A 512-nucleotide genomic window follows, 5' to 3' on the forward strand; every position below is an offset into this window, starting at 1 on the left:
TACTTCGGCACCGCGATCGCGGCCGGCCACCTGAACGACTCGACCTACGTGGCGACCTGGGACCGGGAGTTCAACGCCGTCACCGCCGAGAACGAGATGAAGTGGGGGCCGATCGAGCCCTCCCGCAACTCCTTCAACTGGAGCTCCGCCGACCAGATCGTCAACCACGCGCTGAGCAAGGGCATGAAGGTCCGCGGTCACACGCTGGTGTGGCACGCCCAGCTGCCCAGCTGGGTCAACAGCGGCATGTCCGCCAGCGACCTGCGCTCGGCGATGACCAACCACATCACCCAGGTCATGAACCACTACAAGGGCAAGGTTTTCGCCTGGGACGTGGTCAACGAGGCGTTCGCCGACGGCGGCGCGGTCGGCACGCTACGCGACTCGATCTTCACCCAGAAGCTCGGCAACGGCTTCATCGAGGAGGCCTTCCGCGCCGCGCGGGCCGCCGACCCGAACGTCAAGCTGTGCTACAACGACTACAACATCGACAACGCCACCGCCGCCAAGAC

Annotated in this window: 1 protein-coding gene; it reads left to right on the plus strand. The window is 65.6% G+C overall.

Features of this window, described 5'->3' with window-relative positions; translation table 11 throughout:
- Nucleotides 1-512: endo-1,4-beta-xylanase (locus tag QSK36_RS43080; RefSeq protein ID WP_285786445.1), on the plus strand; the 512-nt coding region annotated here is incomplete at both ends.

Origin of the sequence: Microbispora sp. NBRC 16548 (genome assembly GCF_030268985.1) — a bacterium.
Taxonomy (GTDB): Bacteria; Actinomycetota; Actinomycetes; order Streptosporangiales; family Streptosporangiaceae; genus Microbispora; species Microbispora catharanthi.